This window comes from Terracoccus luteus, from assembly GCF_003635045.1.
GTDB lineage: Bacteria > Actinomycetota > Actinomycetes > Actinomycetales > Dermatophilaceae > Terracoccus > Terracoccus luteus.
This window is the reverse complement of record NZ_RBXT01000001.1, coordinates 3,777,461-3,791,523: the sequence shown is the minus strand read 5'-3', so window position 1 is coordinate 3,791,523 and position 14,063 is coordinate 3,777,461. Positions and strand designations below refer to the sequence as shown.

At 72.8% G+C, this 14,063-nt stretch carries 14 protein-coding genes and 1 pseudogene; 10 read left to right on the top strand and 5 right to left on the bottom strand.

Features of this window, described 5'->3' with window-relative positions; all coding sequences use genetic code 11:
• Window positions 1-10: 10 nt before the first annotated feature.
• Window positions 11-1,597: a catalase gene (locus DFJ68_RS17040; protein WP_121034758.1), complete on the top strand. Its 1,587-nt coding sequence runs from the start codon at window positions 11-13 to the stop codon at window positions 1,595-1,597.
• Between the two features lie 110 nt (window positions 1,598-1,707).
• On the opposite strand, the gene DFJ68_RS17035 is transcribed toward DFJ68_RS17040, so the two are convergent.
• Window positions 1,708-2,553 (bottom strand): ABC-2 transporter permease, encoded by an 846-nt coding sequence (locus DFJ68_RS17035; RefSeq protein ID WP_121034757.1) that lies wholly within the window; start codon window positions 2,551-2,553, stop codon window positions 1,708-1,710.
• Window positions 2,550-3,449 (bottom strand): ABC transporter ATP-binding protein, encoded by a 900-nt coding sequence (locus tag DFJ68_RS17030; RefSeq protein ID WP_121034756.1) that lies wholly within the window; start codon window positions 3,447-3,449, stop codon window positions 2,550-2,552. The genes DFJ68_RS17035 and DFJ68_RS17030 overlap by 4 nt, the downstream gene beginning before the upstream one ends.
• Before the next feature lie 163 nt (window positions 3,450-3,612).
• Here DFJ68_RS17030 and DFJ68_RS17025 point away from each other — a divergent pair, with 163 nt between their 5' ends.
• From DFJ68_RS17025 to DFJ68_RS18570, 9 genes are all read left to right on the top strand, one after another.
• Window positions 3,613-4,869: a sensor histidine kinase gene (locus DFJ68_RS17025; RefSeq protein WP_170165815.1), complete on the top strand. Its 1,257-nt coding sequence runs from the start codon at window positions 3,613-3,615 to the stop codon at window positions 4,867-4,869.
• The gene (locus tag DFJ68_RS17020; protein ID WP_121035482.1) at window positions 4,866-5,570 is read left to right on the top strand and encodes a response regulator; all 705 of its coding nucleotides are present in this window, start codon (window positions 4,866-4,868) and stop codon (window positions 5,568-5,570) included. Before DFJ68_RS17025 ends, DFJ68_RS17020 begins: the two co-directional genes overlap by 4 nt.
• Window positions 5,571-5,950: 380 nt before the next feature.
• On the top strand, window positions 5,951-7,633 hold the full coding sequence (locus DFJ68_RS17015; RefSeq protein ID WP_121034754.1) for an ABC-F family ATP-binding cassette domain-containing protein: 1,683 nt from the start codon (window positions 5,951-5,953) through the stop codon (window positions 7,631-7,633).
• 72 nt (window positions 7,634-7,705) lie between these two features.
• Window positions 7,706-9,139, top strand: coding sequence for a glucose-6-phosphate dehydrogenase (gene zwf / locus DFJ68_RS17010; RefSeq protein ID WP_121034753.1), 1,434 nt, complete (start codon window positions 7,706-7,708; stop codon window positions 9,137-9,139).
• A 306-nt stretch (window positions 9,140-9,445) separates the two neighbouring features.
• Entirely contained in the window at window positions 9,446-9,937 is a 492-nt protein-coding gene (locus tag DFJ68_RS17005; protein WP_147431642.1) for a hypothetical protein, read from the top strand.
• 149 nt (window positions 9,938-10,086) lie between these two features.
• Window positions 10,087-10,476, top strand: coding sequence for a hypothetical protein (locus DFJ68_RS17000; protein WP_121034751.1), 390 nt, complete (start codon window positions 10,087-10,089; stop codon window positions 10,474-10,476).
• A 39-nt stretch (window positions 10,477-10,515) separates the two neighbouring features.
• Complete coding sequence (locus DFJ68_RS19005) at window positions 10,516-10,647, top strand: hypothetical protein (protein WP_276330712.1); 132 nt, start codon at window positions 10,516-10,518, stop codon at window positions 10,645-10,647.
• Window positions 10,644-11,054 carry a hypothetical protein gene (locus DFJ68_RS16995; RefSeq protein WP_211333413.1) on the top strand — a complete coding sequence of 137 codons (411 nt, stop codon included), beginning with the start codon at window positions 10,644-10,646 and terminating at the stop codon, window positions 11,052-11,054. The genes DFJ68_RS19005 and DFJ68_RS16995 overlap by 4 nt, the downstream gene beginning before the upstream one ends.
• 453 nt (window positions 11,055-11,507) lie before the next feature.
• Window positions 11,508-11,969 carry a hypothetical protein gene (locus tag DFJ68_RS18570; RefSeq protein ID WP_211333412.1) on the top strand — a complete coding sequence of 154 codons (462 nt, stop codon included), beginning with the start codon at window positions 11,508-11,510 and terminating at the stop codon, window positions 11,967-11,969.
• Window positions 11,970-12,010: 41 nt separating this feature from the next.
• Here the strand turns inward: DFJ68_RS18570 and DFJ68_RS16985 are convergent.
• The 3 genes and pseudogenes from DFJ68_RS16985 to DFJ68_RS16975 form a co-directional block, all read right to left on the bottom strand.
• Window positions 12,011-12,274, bottom strand: a pseudogene (locus tag DFJ68_RS16985) (glucose-6-phosphate isomerase); the annotation flags it as partial.
• A 242-nt stretch (window positions 12,275-12,516) separates the two neighbouring features.
• Window positions 12,517-13,500 carry a cytochrome b5 domain-containing protein gene (locus DFJ68_RS16980; RefSeq protein ID WP_121034750.1) on the bottom strand — a complete coding sequence of 328 codons (984 nt, stop codon included), beginning with the start codon at window positions 13,498-13,500 and terminating at the stop codon, window positions 12,517-12,519.
• Window positions 13,497-14,018, bottom strand: a complete 522-nt coding sequence (locus DFJ68_RS16975) for a phosphatase PAP2 family protein (RefSeq protein WP_121034749.1) — start codon at window positions 14,016-14,018, stop codon at window positions 13,497-13,499. The genes DFJ68_RS16980 and DFJ68_RS16975 overlap by 4 nt, the downstream gene beginning before the upstream one ends.
• Between the last annotated feature and the right edge of the window lie 45 nt (window positions 14,019-14,063).

Sequence of the window (14,063 nt, the reverse complement as noted above, 5' to 3'; positions counted from 1 at the left end):
GAGTGAAGAGATGACGGACACCATCCGCGACGGCCAGTCGGTCAAGACCGCACCCAGCGAGGAGGCGCACCTCGGGTCGCACACCGACAACGGTGCCCCGGCCCCCAGCGACCGTAACTCGCTCACGATGGGGCCGGACGGTCCGATCCTGCTCCACGACGTGCACTTCCTCAACCAGATGGCGCACTTCAACCGCGAGCGCATCCCGGAGCGCAACGTCCACGCCAAGGGCTCGGGCGCCTTCGGATTCTTCGAGACCACCGAGGACGTCTCGCGCTACACCAAGGCGGCGCTGTTCCAGCCCGGCGTCAAGACCGACATGCTCGCCCGCTTCTCGACGGTCGCCGGCGAGCAGGGCAGCCCCGACACGTGGCGCGACCCGCGCGGCTTCTCGCTGAAGTTCTACACGACCGAGGGCAACTACGACCTCGTCGGCAACAACACCCCGGTGTTCTTCATCCGCGACACGATGAAGTTCCCCCACTTCATCCGCAGCCAGAAGCGTCTCGGCGGCTCGGGCCTGCGCGACAACCACATGCAGTGGGACTTCTGGACCCTCAACCCCGAGTCGGCCCACCAGGTGACCTACCTCATGGGCGACCGCGGCATCCCCAAGACGTTCCGCCACATGAACGGCTACGGCAGCCACACCTTCCTCTGGGTCAACGCCGAGGGCGAGAAGCACTGGGTGAAGTACCACTTCCACTCCGACCAGGGTGTCGAGGGCCTCACCGGCGAGGAGGCCACCCGCATCGCCGGGCAGGACGCCGACCACCACCGTCGCGACCTCTACGAGACCATCGACAAGGGCGACTTCCCGACGTGGACGCTGTCGATCCAGGCGATGCCGTACGAGGACGCGAAGGGCTACCACCTCAACCCGTTCGACCTGACGAAGACGTGGCCGCACAGCGACTACCCGCTCATCAGGGTCGGCACGATGACCCTGAACCGCAACCCCGAGAACTTCTTCGCCCAGATCGAGCAGTCGGCCTTCGAGCCGAGCTCGGTCGTGCCGGGCATCGGGTTCAGCCCCGACAAGATGCTGCTCGGGCGCGCCTTCGCCTACAGCGACACCCACCGCTACCGCATCGGCCCGAATTACCTGCAGCTGCCGGTGAACCGCCCGCGCGTGGAGAACCTCAACACGTACACGCAGGACGGCCCGATGGCCTTCGACCACAACGGCGACGCGCCGGTCTACGCCCCGAACAGCATGGGCCGTGGCTACGCCGACAACGTCGGTGAGGTCGAGGACGGCTGGGAGGCCGACGGGGCCATGGTGCGTCAGGCCTACACGCTGCGCCCGGACGACGACGACTGGAGCCAGGCCGGCGCCCTCGTGCGCGAGGTCTGGGACGACGCGCAGCGCGAGGCATTCGTCGAGACCGTGGCCGGGCACCTGCTCGGCGGCGTCAAGAGCCCGGTGCTCGAGAAGGCCTTCCAGTACTGGAAGAACGTCGACGCGGGCACCGGCGCCCAGATCGAAGAGCTCGTGCGGGCCGGTCTCGGGGGCGACAACCCCGGCGGCATGGCCGACGACGCCAAGGTCGTGACGGAGCCCGTCCGCGAGAGCGCGACGCACGCCGCACACTGACGCGCCACCGACGCCCGCTGGCCCCTGACTCGGCCGCCGAGCCGAGAAATGGCAAAGGGATGCCGCTCACCCCCGTCCGGTGAGCGGCATCCCTCGTCTGTGGGTGAGTGCTACTTCACCTCGGCGCGGGTCAGGCGCCAGATGCCGACGGCGAGCGGCAGGGCCACCCAGACCGCGGCCGACGTGCCCAGCTGGGCCCACTGCTCACCCGTGAGCGACCCACCGAAGAGGGGCTGCATGGTGCGGCTGAGGTCGAGCCACTGGGCCGGCTTCTCGAGCCAGCTGATGAGCGCCCCGAGGATCGTCCAGACGGTCGGCAGGACGAAGTACGTGACGATGGCGGCCGGGGTGTTGCGGAAGAGCATGCCGAACGCTACGCCCTGCACGAGCCCGAGCAGCACGTAGAGGGCCGCGCCGACGACCGCGAGGCCCTCGATGCTCCAGCTGCCGTCGGCGCCACGCAGCGTGATGGCGGCCTGGTGGGCCAGGGCGGCGAGGGCCAGCGAGAGCACGACGGCCGCGACGCCGATGAGCAGGGACGAGACGAGCTTGGCCCAGGCGACCCGGGCCCGGCGCGGCTCGAGCGCGAAGGTGACGAGCCCGGTGCGCTGGCTCCACTCGGACGTCACGGCGAGGATGCCGACGACCGGCAGGATGATCGCGGTCGGCATGGCCGTCGCCTGCAGGTAGTCGCCGAACGGGTGGTCACCGCCGTCGGTGAGGAACATGATGACGAGCGCGGCGACGACGACGAGCCCGATGGCCCCGACGAGCCACTGGCCGGCTCGGGTGTCGAGCTGCTTGCGCAGCTCGACCCGCACTAGGCGGGCGAAGGGGACGCCCGAGGTCGGGCGGGCACCTGCGAGGCGGGACGGCATCCGGGCCACGGTGGGCAGGGCCGACTCGGCCTTGGCGGAGACGTTCTGGTGGGGGGCGGTGGTGCTCTGGGTGCTCATGCCGCCACCTCCTCTCGGGCGTTGGTGGCGGTGAGCTCGAGGAACATCTCCTCGAGCCCGCGGCTGTCGCCGCTGCGCAGCTCGGTCAGCACGATGCCGCGGGCGGCGGCGACCTCGCCGACCTGCAGCGGCTCGGCCTCGACCTGCAGGCCGCCGGTGGCGGCGCGGTGGGCGACGACGGCCCGCTCGGCGAGCGCGCCCATGAGGGCCTCGTCGTCGGTCGAGCGGACGAGGGTGCCGGCCCCGGCGAGCAGCTGGTCCTTCGTGCCGCGGGCCACGATGGTGCCGTTGCCGATGACGATGAGCTCGTCGGCGACACGCTCGATCTCGTTGAGCAGGTGCGAGCTGAGCAGCACCGTGCCGCCTTCGTCGGCGTAGCCGCGCAGCAGGTCACGCATCCAGCGGATGCCGGCGGGGTCGAGGCCGTTGGCCGGCTCGTCGAGGATGAGCACCTCGGGGTCGCCGAGCAGCGCGTGGGCGATGCCGAGGCGCTGGCGCATTCCGAGGGAGTAGTTGCGGACGCGGCGACCGGCCTCCTTCTCGGTGAGGCCGACGACGGCGAGCATCTCGTCGACGCGCTTCCGGTCGATGCCCATGAGCATCGCGCCGAGGGTGAGCACCTCGCGACCGGTGCGTCCGGCGTGCTGCGCCGACGCGTCGAGCAGGAGCCCGACGTGCCGGCCCGGGTCGGGGAGCTCGGCGTAGGGGCGGCCGAGCACGGTGGCCGAGCCGGAGGTCGGCGGCGTGAGGCCGGCCATGATGCGCATGGCCGTCGTCTTGCCCGCGCCGTTGGGCCCGAGGAACCCGGTGACGAGGCCGGGCTTCACCTCGAACGAGATGTCGTCGACGGCCGTGAACGGCCCGTACCTCTTGGTGAGACGCTCCACTGTGATCATGGCTCAACCCTGCCGCGCGCCGGGGTGCGCGCACATCAGTCATCAGCCTGATCCTGACCCCTACCAAAGTCGCGTCCGACCCTGACCGGGGTCAGGGTGGCGACCCCGAGACCCCTACCCCGGGCGGATGCCGGTGGGCCCGCGAGGCTCCTACGCTGGGCGGGTGCCCCTGCCCCGAGTCGCCCGCACCCGGTCGGGCCACGTGTGGGGCGAGACGTGGCGCCTGCTCGTCGCCCTGCTGTTCGGTCTGCTCGTGTGGTGGTTCATGTGGCTCGGCCTCGACCGCGGAGACCTGTCGGCCCGGTTCGGCGGCTCCTGGCTCTGGGTCGACCTCGCGCTCGGGCTGCTCGCGGTCGCCGCCCTGCCGGTGCGGCGCCGGTGGCCCGTCGCGACCGCCCTGGGCACCGCCCTGGCCAGCGGCCTCGGGGCGAGCGCGATCGGCGCCTCGGGGGTGGCCCTCGTCTCGCTCGCGACCCGCCGGCGCTGGCGCGAGCTCGTCGTCATGGTGGTGCCGTGGATGGCCGCCGGCTACGCGAACCAGGTGGTCTACCCCGCCCGGCAGGACGAGACGCTGACCAACGTCGCGATCGGGGTGCTGACGTACGTCGCCGCCATCGGCATCGGCTGGGCCATCGGCGAGCGCAGGGCGTTCGTGGCGTCGCTGCAGGAGCGCGCCATCACCGCCGAGCGCGAGCAGGCCATGCGAGTCGTGCAGGCGCAGGTGGCCGAGCGGGCGCGGATCGCCCGGGAGATGCACGACGTGCTCGCCCACCGGATCTCGTTGGTGGCCATGCACTCCGGCGCGCTCACCTACCGCACCGACCTCTCCCCCGACGAGGTCGCGGCGACCGCCGAGGTCGTACGCAGCAACGCCAACCAGGCCCTGACCGAGCTGCGGGCCGTGCTCGGCGTGCTGCGCGACGTGCCCACCACCACCGACCCGTCGCCCGCCGGAGCCGCGCCCGACGCCCCCCAGCCGACGCTCTGCGACCTCGACGCCCTCGTCGAGGAGACCCGCTCGTCGGGGGCCGACGTGCGGTGCACGGTCGACGGGGACACCGCTCTCGTGCCGTCCGGGGTCTCGCGCAGCTGCTACCGCATCGTGCAGGAGTGTCTGACGAACGCCCGCAAGCACGCCCCTCGGATGCCGGTCCAGGTGACGGTGCGCGTGTCGGCCCACGACGGGCACGGGAGCGGTCGTGGCGACACGGGGACGGGGGCCGTCAGCCTCACGGTGCGCAACGGCATCCCGGTGCTCGTGGGTCGTGACACCGCGAAAGGCACTGCGGCGCCGACGGGTTCGGGTCTCGGGCTCGTGGGCATCACCGAGCGGGCGGTCCTCGCCGGTGGCGAGCTGACGTACGGTCCCGACCGGCGCGGTGACTTCGTCGTGCAGGCCCGCCTACCGTGGTCGGCATGAGCGAGGCGGCGGGTGGGTCGGTGACACGCATCGTGCTCGTCGACGACGACGCGTTGGTGCGGGCGGGGCTGCGGCTCATCCTCGGCGGGGCGCCCGACCTCGAGGTGGTCGCCGAGGCCGGCGACGGCGTGGAGGCGATCGAGGTCGTCGCGCGCGAGCGGCCCGACGTCGTGCTCATGGACATCCGCATGCCGCGGCGCGACGGGCTGGAGGCGACGCGGATGCTGCTGCAGGGGGACCGGGCTGCGGGTGCCGGGCGGCCCGGTCTCCGGGTCATCGTGCTGACGACCTTCGACGCCGACGAGATGGTCGTGCAGGCGTTGCGGTCGGGGGCGCACGGCTTCCTGCTCAAGGACACCGAGCCGCGGCGGCTCGTCGAGGCGGTGCGCGCGGTCGCACGCGGCGAACCCATGCTCAGCCCCAGCGTCACGGCCACGCTCATGAGCCATGTGGCCTCCGGTGAGACCGACGGCGAGGCGCTGCGGCGGGCCGAGGCGGTGAGCCGGCTCGAGTGCCTCACCGACCGCGAGCGCGAGGTGGCGCTCGCCATCGGCCGGGGCCTGTCGAACGCCGAGATCTCCCGCGACCTCTTCCTCTCCGTGCCGACCGTCAAGGCGCACGTGTCCCGGGTGCTGGCCAAGCTCGAGGCGGAGAACCGGGTGCAGGTCGCCATCGCCGTCCACGACGCCGGCCTCAGCTGACCCCCTCCCCCCGTCGGGAGGGCGCTTGGCACCGTCGAGTGGTCGACCCCCCCCGGCCCCCCCCCGGGCCCCCACGCCCCCGGGCGACTGCGCCGAACGAACCGTTCGAGGTCGGCCGCGCTGTTCGCGGCCGAACGCGCCGGTGCACCGCGGCGTTCGGCATCCAGCAGTGAGTTCGACCTCGAACGGTTCGTTCGACCAAGCCGGGGTGGGGCGGGGTGGGGCGGCCTGTTTCGAGGGCCCGAGCCCGGCCGAGCAGCATCCGGGTCGCTTGCAGGTGCGCCGGAAATCGGTTGAGGTCGCTCGGGGTGCGCGGCTAGCGTCGCGACCATGGACCTGTCCTGAGCCGCCCACCCGCCGCCTCGACCCCCAGGACACCCATGTCTACGACCCTCCGCGTCCGCGACCTCGACGTCGCCTACGGCGCCCGCCTCCTCTTCACCGGCCTCGACGTCACGGTCACCGACGGCGACGTGCTCGCCGTCGTCGGCCCCAACGGCTCCGGCAAGTCGACCCTCATGCGCACCCTCGCCGGCGACCTCGGCGTCGACCCGGCGCTCGGTCCGGGCGCCGTCAAGCTCGCCCCGGCCGACGCGACCATCGCATGGCTGCCCCAGGTCATCCCCGACCCGTCCGAGACGCTGCTGACGTACGCCCGGCGCCGCACCGGCGTCGAGGATGCCGACCGCGCCCTCGAGCGCACGAGTGCCGCCCTCGCGTCGGCGGGCGATCACCCCGAGCGCGCCGACGAGGACGCCTACGCCGCGGCCCTCGACCACTGGCTGGCCCTCGGCGCCGCCGACCTCGAGGAGCGGCTGCCGGAGGTGGCCGCCCGGGTCGGCCTCGGCGTCGACCCGCACCGGCAGCTCGGCTCGCTGTCGGGCGGGCAGGCGGCGCGGGCCGCCCTCGTCGCCGTTCTGCTGAGCCGCCACGACGTCCTGCTGCTCGACGAGCCGACCAACGACCTCGACGTGCGCGGCCTCGACCTCGTGGCCGACTTCGTGGTGACCCACCCGGGCCCGGTGCTCGTCGCCGGGCACGACCGCCGGTGGCTCGACGAGGTGGCGACGGGGGTGCTCGAGCTCGACGTGCACCAGCAGCGCATCGGCCACTACACCGGCGGATACAGCGAGTTCGTCCACCAGCGCGAGGTCGTGCGCAGCCACGCCCGGCAGGCTTACGAGCAGTACGCCACCGAGCGCGACGGCCTGCTGGCGCAGAGCCGCCAGCGCCGCGACTGGGCCGAGCGGGGCCGGCGCAACGTCGCCCGGGGTGACGAGGCCGACAAGCACATCCGTGAGAAGCACCTGGCCCGCGCCGACCGCCAGGCCGCCAGGGGCGCCCGCCTCGAGCGGGCCGCCGACCGCCTCGACGCCGTGGAGCAGCCCCGCAAGGAGTGGCGGCTGCGCTACACCGTGGGCGAGGGCCCGCCCTCCGCCGACGTCGTCGCCACGCTGTCGGATGCTGTGGTGCACCGTGACGCGTTCACGCTCGGACCCGTGACGCTCGGTCTCGGGCGCGGTGACCGGGTGGCGCTCGTCGGTGAGAACGGCAGCGGCAAGACGACGCTGCTCGACACGCTGCTCGGTGACCTGCCCCTCGACGCCGGGCGACGGTCGCTCGGCGCGCGGGTGACGGTCGGCCGGCTCGACCAGCGCCGCTCGCAGCTCGACTCCGACGAACCGCTGACCGAGCTGGCCCGCACGGCGCTCGGACCGGCATCCGGCACCGGTCGACCGTGGCAGCCCGCCGACGTGCGGACGCTGCTCGCGAAGTTCGGTCTCGGCGCCGAGCACGTCGCTCGTCCGGCGCGCAGCCTCTCGATGGGCGAGCGCACCCGGGCGTGCATGGCCCTGTTCCAGGGGAGGGCCGTCAACGTGCTCGTGCTCGACGAGCCGACCAACCACCTCGACGTCGACGCCATCGAGCAGCTCGAGGCGGCGGTGGCGGCGTTCTCGGGCACGGTGCTCGTGGTGAGCCACGACGTCGGGCTGCTCGACGGCATCCGGCTGACCCACCGGTGGCACGTCGACCGTGGGCGGGTGCACGTCGAGTCCCTGTGACCAGAAGGACGTCCACCCCTCCGGGCGGTGGGGCCCCTCGCCCCCGCGGGCGATGTGCGAAAGGGTGGGTGCATGTCAGCCACCACGGTCGTCCTGTTCGGTGCCACCGGTGACCTCGCTCGCCGCAAGCTGCTGCCCGGACTGTTGCACCTGCACGAGTCGCAGCTCATCGAGGGGCTGCGGGTCGTCGCCACGAGCCTCGACGAGCTGAGCCGCGACGAGTTCCTCGAGATCGCCTTCGATTCGGTGCGGGAGTTCAGCAGCCGCGACGTCACCGACGACGACCTGCGCGAGTTCGCCGACCGCATCCACTGGGTGCCGGGCAGCGCCGGGCCGCAGGGCATCCGGGCGGCGGTGGAGGAGTCGGAGAAGATCCTCGGGCCCGAGGCGTGGCGGCTGCACTATCTGTCCGTGCCGCCGAAGGCCGCCCTCGCGGTGGTGCACCAGCTCGCCGAGGCCGGCCTCGTCGAGCGCAGCCGCATCATCATGGAGAAGCCCTTCGGCACCGACCTCGCCAGCGCCCGGGCGCTCAACGCCGAGCTGCACCAGGTGTTCGACGAGGAGCAGATCTTCCGCATCGACCACTTCCTCGGCAAGGAGGCGGCGCAGAACATCCTCGCCTTCCGCTTCGCCAACGGCCTCTTCGAGCCGATCTGGCACCGCAACCACATCGACCACGTGCAGATCGACGTGCCCGAGACGCTCGGCCTCTCGCAGCGCGCCGACTTCTACGAGGGCACCGGCGCCTACCGCGACATGGTCGTCACCCACCTCTTCCAGGTGCTCGCCTTCACCGCGATGGAGCCGCCCACCGCCCTCGAGCCGGGGGCGATCAGCGAGGAGAAGAACAAGGTCTTCCGGTCGATGCTGCCGATCGACCCCCACGACGTCGTGCGCGGACAGTACGTCGGCTACCGCGACGAGCCCGGTGTGAGCCCCGAGTCGCAGACCGAGACGTTCGTGGCTCTCAAGTGCTACGTCGACAACTGGCGCTGGGCGGGCGTGCCGTTCTACCTGCGCACCGGCAAGCGGCTGGCCGAGGGCGCGCGCATCATCTCCATCGCCTTCAAGGAGCCCCCGCGCTCGATGTTCCCGCCGGGCTCCGGAGTCGGCGACAACGGCCCCGACCACCTCACCTTCGACCTGGCCGACAAGGCGCGGATGTCTTTGTCGTTCTACGGCAAACGGCCCGGCCCCGGCATGAAGCTCGACAAGCTCTCGATGCAGTTCTCGATGCAGGAGACGCACTGGGCCGGCGCCGTGCTCGAGGCGTACGAGCGCCTCATCTACGACGCCGCCCGCGGCGACCGCACCCTGTTCACGTCGGCCGAGGGCATCGAGAGGCTCTGGGAGATCTCGTCGCCGCTGCTCGAGCAGCCGCCCATCGTGCGCCCCTACGACGTGGGCACGTGGGGTCCCAACCAGATCCACCAGCTCGTCTCGCCCTTCACGTGGCGCCTGCCGTTCGAGCGGCGGTGGCGCGACCCGAACTCGACGGGCGCCTGAGCCGCAGGATGTCGGCCGGCCGCAACCTGGACGTCGACCGCCTGCACAGCCGTCACGTCGGGACCGAGGGCTCGGGGTGCTGGTGCACAATGCCCGTACCGATGCCGAGCTCCACGCGTTCGGCAACGCATCCGGTCCGCCCCCGCCGCGGGCCGCGTCGACGTCGAGGTGGGTGGTGATGGGATGGTCGAGTCAGGGCTGGTGCCGCGCGGCGCGTCAACGTCCGGAGACCCGGCCCGGAGTGGCCGGAGCCGTGTCCACCACCGCACCCGGGCCGGCGCCGAGCCGCCCCCAGGATCCGCAGTCGTGGCGGACGGGGCCGATCGGGTGACGGGGCCGGTGCCGCCCAGCGAGGTGTGGCCGGCTGTGGTCGAGGCCGACGCCCGCTTCCGCGAGGCTGTTCTGAGGATCCCGCGGGGCGAGCTGCAGGCGACCTTGGGCTGGGCGCTCGGGGACTTTGCGTCGCGTCCGACGGCGCTGAGGATCCTGGGCTCGGCCGACCCGTCGCTGACGGTGTCCGTGCTTCCGGCGTTGGAGCCGTTCCTGCTGGTCTCGCACTCGGCTCTGGTGGAGTGCCGAGCGCTCGTGCTGCGGCTGCCGCCGGCCGAGCGCACGGCGTGCTTCGACCGCCTGACCGCCCGGGTGATCGCCGACACCGGCAGCGACGACGAGGCGTACCGCCGGTTGGCCGAGCTGCTGAGGTCCGCCGGCGCTTCGGGGGCTCTCGCGGTGCTGCTCGCGGCCGCTTCCACCTCTGACGAAGCAGTCCTGCGCGAGGTCGCCGATGACTTCGCCTGAGCGTGCGAGACGACCGCGCGCAGCACGTGTACCCGTGTGCGCACGGCAGGTCGAGGCCGGGTGGGTTCGACGAGCTCGTCGTTCCGGTGACCGGACGCCCAACTGGGCCGACCGACTCGTCCGCGTCCCCGACCGAGAGGTGCCTGCCGGTGGACCTGCAGATCCTGGCCGCCAGCGCTGACGTCTCCGACCTCGTCCGGGTCGAGGCACCCGGCCTGTCGGGCTGGTGCGTCTGGCCTGACGCACCTGCCGCCGGCGCGGTCGTCGACGTCGAGCTGGACGTCCCGGGCGAGGTGGCATGGGACGACGTCGAGGTCGACGACGACGATGCGGGTGGAGCGTCTGACCCCGGGCCGACCGACGGGTTGACGGTGCGCGCGAGGGTGTCGGACGTCGACGAGCACGGCGTGGCGACGCTGAACCTGTCGGCCGGCGGGATCCTGCTCGTGGACACCGTGGGGGAGCGACCACCCCACGTCGTCGGACGAGCCGTGACACTGCACCTGAACCGGGTGCTGGCCCACCCGAAGGCGGTCTGACCGCCCCGCCGACCGCGCCATCGATCTAGGGTGAGCACCGTGAGATCGCTTCGTCTGATCGCCGACCTCGGCAAACCGACACTGGGCGGGCTCGACGCAACGGTCGATCTCGACGCGCTCGGACTGAGACGGGCACTGGTCGAGGGCTTGACGGCGTGGGACGCGGCGTGACCGAGCCGACCGGGTCCGAAAGCGTAGGCCCGATCCCGGAGCTGCTGCCCGAGGACGCCCTGCCCGTGGGCTTCGCCTACCCGCCCGAGCTGCTGCGCATCCTCCGGCTGGGTCTGGTCGACCTGGAGCCCTGGCTGGTCCTGCGGGGCGAGCCCCTGCTCGCGCTCCACCATGGGCTGCGTACGCGGTATCCGGCTCGGCACCTCGTGCCCTTCGCCCGGCGTACTGACCGTGACGACGTCGCGTGCTGGGATCTCGAGCCCGGCGCTGCCCCCATCTGCGTGGTCGGCGACTACGAGGTGCCGGGCTACGAGCAGGGAGAGACCCACGCGACCTTCTACGGGTGGTTCAGGTCCGCGGTCGACGACCTCGTCGAGTGGGACGACGAGTCGCTCTCCGCGTCCTGATGCCCGAGGCCACGTCATGACGTCGTCGGCCCGGACCCGGTCACCCGCGGGTTAGGTTGGCGTCTCGGTCTGGCCGAACCGCCGGGAGCGACGCCCTCGACGATCGGGGGACCGCCACCCTGGCTCGTACGGCACTCGACCAGCGAACCCACCCACTCCCGGAGGGTATTCCGTGGCACCCACCCACCACGACGACGGTGACCTGCGCGACGTCACGCAGCAGGTGGTCGCACCCTCGGCGAGCCGGGGCGTCGCGAGCCGGTTCGACCCCGGACGCATGCTCCGCGTCGAGATCGACTCCGCGCCGAAGGGCTCCCACTTGGACTTCGACACGTATGGGGTGTGCTCGACGCAGGGTCCGTCGCGCTGCGCCTCGAGCTGGGCTGACGCCCGGCTGGCGACGACTTCCGAGCGCCTGACGACCCCCGAGCTGGTCGACGTGGTGGACGACGGGTGCAGCTGGTCGGCGGCGAGGTCACCTGCTTCGTCGCGGACGACGAGGTGCCGTTCCTCGTCTTCGTCTCGGTGCGCGGGGACGAGTGGGAGGTGCGCGCTGACGACGAGGGCCTGCTGGCCGCGGTCCGGGCCGCGTTCCCCGGCTCGACGAACCTGCCCCCCGGCGACCTCGAACGGTCCCGACTCTGCCGCGTCTGCGGCTACCAGGACCTCGACCTGCCGTGGGGTGCGGACGGGCGCACCCCGTCGTTCGCGTTCTGCCCCTGCTGCGGCGTGGAGTGGGGCTACCAGGACTCCTCGCCCGTCGTGGCCGCGCGGTTCCGGGAGGCCTGGCTCAGCGTAGGCGCTCCGTGGCGGGACCCGGCCATCCGTGCGGACGGGCTGACCTCGGTCGAACGGCTGCGACGGCTGGGTCCGTCCACCGGCGGGCAGGCCGCCGACGGACGGTCCGAGGGCTAGGAGACCGCGGCGCCGTCGTCCGTGACCATGGCGGTCCGGGGTCAGCCCTCGCAGTGGGCGCGGTACCAGCGCACGAGCGACTGCGTCGAGCCGTCCTGCTCGGCGATGGCGCTCTCGTCGCCGCCCACCGCCGGCGTCACCTGCTTCGCCAGCAGCTGGCCGAGCACCGACGGCGTCAGCGCGGGGGCCATGATCGAGGTCGTCGGCCGGTTGCCGCTGAACACGCGCGCCGGGACGATCGCCTCGTCGGTGCCCTCGGCGCGCACCTCGTCGGCCGTCTCGCCGAACGCGAGCGCCCGAACTCGATGGGCGCCTTTCGGCCGACACGACACCACAACAGGTCACGAAACGGCGACGTCTGGTCGGGGTCACCCCTGAGGGGGTTGAGGTGCATAGAGGAACTACGTAACCTCCCCGCCGGGGGAGCAGCACGGCCCGCGGTGGCATGTGCCCAGGGAGGGTGTCGCCGCGGGTCGGGCCACCGCCCCGGCACCCGGCCCCGAGGGGGCACGGCGGGGGAGGGCGGCGGCCCGACCGGGTCCGCCTGTCAGCGCAGGGCGCCGATGCGGAACGTCGCCAGCTCGGCGGCCGGCCGCCGCTGCTGCCCGTGCTGGGCGTGGAAGGCCGACGTCGCGTCGGAGCCGCAGATGCCGAGGATGGCCTCGGGCCCGCCGGGGTGCCGGCCGACCCACCGGTTGAGGTCGTACACGGAGCCGTCGACCGCGACCCAGCACGACGAGCGGTCACCGTGCCGGTGCACCTGGGCGAGCGTGTACGTGTGGGCCACGGATGCCGCCCGTTTCGGCCTGGCGGGAGAGCCGGTCCGCGTCCCCGACGAGGTGGCCGACCCGGCGGTGGTCGACCCGGTGGCAGTCGACCCGGCGGTGGCGGTCCCGGCGGTCCCGGCGGTGGCCGTCCCGGAGGGCGCGTCGGGAGCGGCCGCTCCCTCGTCGTCACCCTTCGAGGTGCTCGCGGCAGGAGTGTCGCCCCAGACCGCGGTGGCACCGGTGTGCCCGACGACGACGGTGAGCGCGAGCACGGCGACCGCGAGGATGCCCGCCACAGCATTGACGGCGCTCAGGATGCCGGTGGGTCGGGCCCGGCGATCCGGTATCGTCGCACGGCCGTCACGGCCGTCACGGTCGTCACGCGAGTCACGGCCGATGTCCGCGGCGACGGTCTGACGGGCCTGGCGACGGTGCAGCACGAACCACACGACGGTGACGACCGCGTAGACGACGGCGACGAGGAAGAGTCGGTCACCCCACTCCGCGTGCTCCGCCGGCAGACCGACGCGGTCGGCGAGGGCCTCACCCGACTCCTTGGCAGCGAACGCGCCCGCCGTCCCGAGCAGTGCGGCGGCGACGGTGAGAGTGGCGTAGCGAGCGCGCCACCGTGGGACGAGCACGAGGCCGACGAGGGCCAGGGCCGACGCCGGGAGGACGACGACGGCGAGGTGCACGACGAGCGGGTGCAGGGGGAGCCCCGCGATGGCGGAGAAGAGGCCTGAGTCCTCGGCGGGAGCGATCATGAGCGAGAACGTAGGTCGCGCTCGCTGAGGCGAGGCTGAGGGAGGTCCGCGTCGGTCGTCGCCCGCGCGGACGGCGGTCGTACCGCGAGCGTGGCCCCGACGGCGAGCACGGCGACGACCACCCCGGCGACGATGTCGACGGGGTGGTGCACGTGGGCGAGCACCCGGGCGGCGCCCACGAGCACCGACCCGACCAGCAGCACGAGGCCGACGCGGCGCCGGACGATCATGACGAGGAGCGCGATGGCGGCCGTGAACGCCGTGTGGTCGGAGGGGAACCCGTTGTCGGCCGGGTGCGGGAAGAGCGGGCGCAGCGACGGGGTCTCCACGAACGGTCGCGGGTCGTAGTGCAGCAGCCCGGCGACGAGCACGAGCAGCCCGCAGAGCGCGAGCGCCGCGACCGCCCGGACCGAGAGGTCCAGCCTGCCGCGTCGGTCGAGGCCCAGCCAGACGACCGCTGCCACGAGGGGGAAGGCGAAGGGCAACAGCTGTGCGATGCCCGTGACGAGGGTGTCCATGGTGCGAGGCTCCCCCGACACCACTGAGAGGAGGCTGAGCGACCG

Bases quoted from the DNA above. Each gene is read 5' to 3' on its own strand.
- DFJ68_RS17020 (WP_121035482.1), top strand. From the start codon at position 4,866: ATGAGCGAGGCGGCGGGTGGGTCGGTGACACGCATCGTGCTCGTCGAC.
- DFJ68_RS17015 (WP_121034754.1), top strand. From the start codon at position 5,951: ATGTCTACGACCCTCCGCGTCCGCGACCTCGACGTCGCCTACGGCGCC.
- DFJ68_RS16975 (WP_121034749.1), bottom strand. From the start codon at position 14,018: ATGGACACCCTCGTCACGGGCATCGCACAGCTGTTGCCCTTCGCCTTC.
- DFJ68_RS16980 (WP_121034750.1), bottom strand. From the start codon at position 13,500: ATGATCGCTCCCGCCGAGGACTCAGGCCTCTTCTCCGCCATCGCGGGG.
- DFJ68_RS17035 (WP_121034757.1), bottom strand. From the start codon at position 2,553: ATGAGCACCCAGAGCACCACCGCCCCCCACCAGAACGTCTCCGCCAAG.
- DFJ68_RS17030 (WP_121034756.1), bottom strand. From the start codon at position 3,449: ATGATCACAGTGGAGCGTCTCACCAAGAGGTACGGGCCGTTCACGGCC.
- zwf (WP_121034753.1), top strand. From the start codon at position 7,706: ATGTCAGCCACCACGGTCGTCCTGTTCGGTGCCACCGGTGACCTCGCT.
- DFJ68_RS17040 (WP_121034758.1), top strand. From the start codon at position 11: ATGACGGACACCATCCGCGACGGCCAGTCGGTCAAGACCGCACCCAGC.